The sequence below is a fragment of the Flavobacterium sp. genome, assembly GCF_043773265.1.
Lineage (GTDB): Bacteria > Bacteroidota > Bacteroidia > Flavobacteriales > Flavobacteriaceae > Flavobacterium.
In genome coordinates, this window is record NZ_JAYVFH010000250.1 from 1 (window position 1) to 4,517 (window position 4,517).

At 31.0% G+C, this 4,517-nt stretch carries 3 protein-coding genes; 2 read left to right on the top strand and 1 reads right to left on the bottom strand.

Annotated elements, in window-relative coordinates:
• Nucleotides 1–38: 38 nt before the first annotated feature.
• Nucleotides 39–3,161: a GEVED domain-containing protein gene (locus tag ACH2BO_RS13430; RefSeq protein WP_395045244.1), complete on the bottom strand. Its 3,123-nt coding sequence runs from the start codon at nt 3,159–3,161 to the stop codon at nt 39–41.
• A gap of 340 nt (nt 3,162–3,501) precedes the next feature.
• On the opposite strand from ACH2BO_RS13430, the gene ACH2BO_RS13435 reads away from it, so the two are divergent.
• Complete coding sequence (locus tag ACH2BO_RS13435) at nt 3,502–3,978, top strand: hypothetical protein (RefSeq protein WP_395045245.1); 477 nt, start codon at nt 3,502–3,504, stop codon at nt 3,976–3,978.
• Nucleotide 3,979: 1 nt separating this feature from the next.
• Complete coding sequence (locus ACH2BO_RS13440) at nt 3,980–4,477, top strand: hypothetical protein (protein WP_395045246.1); 498 nt, start codon at nt 3,980–3,982, stop codon at nt 4,475–4,477.
• Nucleotides 4,478–4,517 lie beyond the last annotated feature (40 nt).

The following is a 4,517-nucleotide window of genomic DNA, read 5'->3' on the forward strand; positions in this document are numbered from 1 at the left end:
TTCCAATTGGAAGGTCTTTACATTTTTTTTTAACAAAATTAATTTTTAATTATAATTTTTTGTTTCGTAATTCCATATTTATTTTGTCCAGCCAAAATATAGAAACCATCTGCAATATTCGTAACTTCCACTTGAAAGTTATTTTCTTTATTTAATTGTAATGATTGAATCAACCTTCCGCTTTCATCAATTAAATAATAATTTCCTTCATTTTCAGATTTGATAGTAAATGTCCCATTACTAGGATTTGGAGCAACCATTAATACTTGCACATTTAAAAGTGAATCGTTATTATTTATTAAATTTTCACCTTCATAAGTTCCTTTAGCAACTGTTGCTAAAACATTCAAAGTATAATCTTCTACTTCACCAAACGATGACACACCACAAGGAGTTAAATTTGGACCACTACTAGAACGCGTTAATCTAATTCTCATTCGTTTACTACCTAATGGAGTTCCAACTGGAGCTACTATTGAAGTTGTAAAAGGTCCAACTCCAGTTGCAGAAGCATACACGGCTTCACCAGCATCGGTTAAAACACCATTATTATTCCAATCACACCAAATTAGTACTCTATCACCTGTATTCGCAGTACCTAAAGTAACTGTTATAGCATTTGAACTTCCAACAACAACGTTCGTTGACAATGCAGTGTAATTACTGTATGAAGAATTTGTTGTAGTGTTGTTTATAGTTCCCATAACCACTTTCGTAATACGTTCATTTTTGATAGTAGTTGTTGATGCTGCACAATAAGAATTAATTGACATGGTTATACTATTACTCGAAGCAATTGTTGGGCTTACACAAGTAGCGTTAGAAGTCATTACACACGATACTACTTGACCATTAGTTAAGGTTGTTGTTGAATATGATGCTGAATTTGTACCTACATTGGTAGTTCCAACTTTCCATTGGTATGTTGGTGTTCCACCGTTTGTTGATGTAGCAGTAAATGTAACTGATGAACCAGATGCACTAGGATTAGTTCCAGTAGTTATAGCGATACTTACAGATGGTATAAGTGTAGGATTATAACTTATTATTATTCCGTTACTAGACACCATTGAAGGAAGCGCACAAATAAGACTTGATGTAAAATCACAACTAACGATTTGTCCAGCCAATAATGATGCAGTTGTAAAAGTTGGTGAATTTGTACCAGCAATAATTCCATCTACTTTCCATTCATAGATTGGAGTAGCTCCACCATTTGTTGCTGTAGCAGTAAATGTTTTTGAAGCACCTGTACAAGAAGGATTAGTTCCAGATGTTAAAGCTATTACAACAGTAGGAACAATCTGAGTTGAAACAGCTACTACAATTGCATTTGATGTGGCTGGACTTCCAATACCACCAACTAAATCTGATGTTAACACACAAGAAACAGTTTGGTTATTAGTTAAAGTTGATGTAGTATAAGTAGTCGAATTGTTTCCAACACTAATTCCGTCTACAAACCACTCATAAATTGGCGTTGAACCACCATTTGTAGGTGTTGCTGTAAATGTAATTGGTTGTCCATAACAAGAAGGATTTGTTCCATTACTAATAATAATATTAACTCCTACATTATTATTAACACAAGGTTGTATTTGATAAGAAAATATTCTAGTTCGTGCTGCACTTGAACCTGAAGTTCCTCCCATATATTCGCTTGTTCCCCAAAAAGTAACACCATCTGGATCTAAACTTGTATGAGCATAATCTCCTACTCTATTTCCACCTGATTGAAAACCTGTTCCAGCTACAATAAGGGTTTCTGTCACTGGTAAAGTTCCTAGAGGATCACATGATCTTCTTCCTGTATAATATAATCCTGGAAAAATAGAAGTTGCATTTGATTTAAGATAATTAATACCAATTGAACCATTATTATCCATTGCCATTGAACCCATCCAACGAGAATCTGCATCTGGTGAATAAATACCTTCTTGATACATTGTCCAAACTCCAGTAGTTTGATCTTGTCGCAATTCACACCATTTTATACTGCGTTGTGTTGAACTTGCTTTAACACTCCAATTTAATAATAGACTATTGTAACCAGACCATTTTCTTATTTGAGCACGATACATTAAAGCACCACCTATACCATCTAATTTTTGCGTTGTTCCAGGTTGAGAAACATCATTCCAACTTGGATCATAAGAAGCATCAAAAGCTGCGGTTGGAACATTAGCAGCTAAAGTTACAGTTGCTGTAGGAGTTGCTGGAATCCAATTAACTGACATATTGTATATGTTTACAGCATCAGAGAAACCTGTACCCCAACCATTATCAGAATATGAAAAAATTGGGCAAGGTGTTCCTGCTGGCATCAAATTAGAATCAGCTGTATCGCCTGGAAGTGGAGAGAAAAAACCAGTTGGTTTTGGTGGGCTAAAATTAACATAAATAGAACGTGCACCTGGAGTTCCAGCTAATAATGCAGTTCTATCAAAACAAAAAACTTTTTGTGTTGTTTGATTGGATGTCATATAATAACCATCTTGCCAAACACTAAATTTTAAATAATCTGGAAATTGTGGTGATACATATGTATAAGTATAATATGAACCTGTTGGATCGTTTGTTGTAGAAACTGCTATATATATTTTTTTATCAGTACTTGAGCCAAATTGTGCTAAAAACCATCTATCAGCAGCTTTGTCATACATAACAACTGGATCTCCTGCATTGGCAGTTGCTGGAGTCCATAAACTTCCCAAAGCACCTGTTAACATTACTGCTCCAGTAGATTTGTTATATATTTTAAATGTTGTAGAATTAATCATTTGAACATAATGATTTGGTCCAACTGCTCCAGAAGGATCATAAGGTCGAAAGCCACTTGCAGTTTGTCCAGCAATGTTTAATTTTATTGGCAATGCAACTACAGTACCCATTTTACTCTGAATACTTTCATTATCATTTCCATATGCAATGCCTTTATTTGTGACTGTAAATGGAAATTTTTGTGCTTTACGATTTTTTCGGTCTTCTGATTCTTTTTCACCATATAATTTTGATTCATCTACAGGATTTTCAGCAAAAATTTCTCGAATAGGTCGAGTCACAGCATAATCAGAAGCCGCAACTACTCCAGTTTTTTTGTCCTGCGCCAATAGTTTAAAAGACGCCAGTATGACAAAAATAATAAATAAAGTTTTTTTCATAAATTTAGTTTATATCAATTAAAGTTTAAGTTATATGTTTGTTTTTTAGTATAAAACAGCCACGAATTTACTTAAAATTAAGCTAATTAAAATATTGAGTCCTAAAATCAATAAACAATTAAAATCATAATTTTGTTGATAACTAAAGTTAGATAGACTGAATACTAAATTTCAAAAAATGTTTGTCTTGTCTTGATTTAGGATGACTGATTCATTAAATAATTATGAAAGCAGATGGAAAGATATTTTTTATCTTCCAAAATGTGAATCTGTAACTTTTGTTGATTAATCTTTACTTAACTTTTAAATTAAACTATATATTTGCAAAAAAAATTAAGACATGAAAAAGTATTTTATTTTATTATTATTTATTTCCTTTTCTGCAATTGCTCAAGATCATCATTTTAAAGCTGAACGAAAAGAAGTGTTTTGGCAATTATCGTTTAAAACTACAGAAACAGATATTTTGAATTTAATTGATAAAAATCATGCAAAAGTTACTGTGAATAAAGAAGACAATACAGGCAAAGGTTCTAAATTGAATTGCGATTGCAAAGGTGGTGGTTGGTATTTTGAACAAGCATTTGATATTAATTTTACTGTAGAAATAAACAATGACGAATACAAAGTTACAGTTTATGATATTACATTTGATGGAGAAAGCGAAGAAAACACTAATAATCGTTTAGAAAATTATGTATTACGAATAGGTCAAAATGTATTTCATACTACTGAAAAAAATAAAATAAACATGATGTGTTTGGATACTTACTTTACTAAACTTTTTAAGATATCAAATTCAGAAATAGTTAATTAAAATGAAAAATGTTTTTTTACTTTTATTTTTTGTGACTGGAATTTCCTTTGCTCAAAATTTGCATTTTAAAATCGAAAACAAAGAAATTTTTTGGGAAGCTACTTTTTCAACAACAGATAATGATGTTCTTGAACAAATTGATAAAACAGATAAACGAGTTGAAACCAACAAACTTGATAATACAGGAAAAGGAATTAGATTGTTTAGCATTTGTAAATTAAGACAATATACAAATGATGATGATAACGAATATAAACTTAGTTTTGATTTTAAAGTTACTTTCGATGATAACAAATATACAGTTAGAGTATATAACTTAAATTATATTTATGATAGAGAATATAGAGTAGATTTAAGAAAATTCAATTTTAGTAAAAAATTCTCTGATAAAGACCAAACAATTTTATCTACTGGCAATAACCATGAAAGATTATTTGAATGTTTCGAAGAAAATTTCATGAAGACTTTTAAAACACAAAATTCAAATCTGGTTAATTAAAAAACTATTTTTTTTTAATATTACCAGTCAATTTCTTTTT

Bases quoted from the DNA above. Each gene is read 5' to 3' on its own strand.
- ACH2BO_RS13430 (WP_395045244.1), bottom strand. From the start codon at position 3,161: ATGAAAAAAACTTTATTTATTATTTTTGTCATACTGGCGTCTTTTAAA.
- ACH2BO_RS13435 (WP_395045245.1), top strand. From the start codon at position 3,502: ATGAAAAAGTATTTTATTTTATTATTATTTATTTCCTTTTCTGCAATT.
- ACH2BO_RS13440 (WP_395045246.1), top strand. From the start codon at position 3,980: ATGAAAAATGTTTTTTTACTTTTATTTTTTGTGACTGGAATTTCCTTT.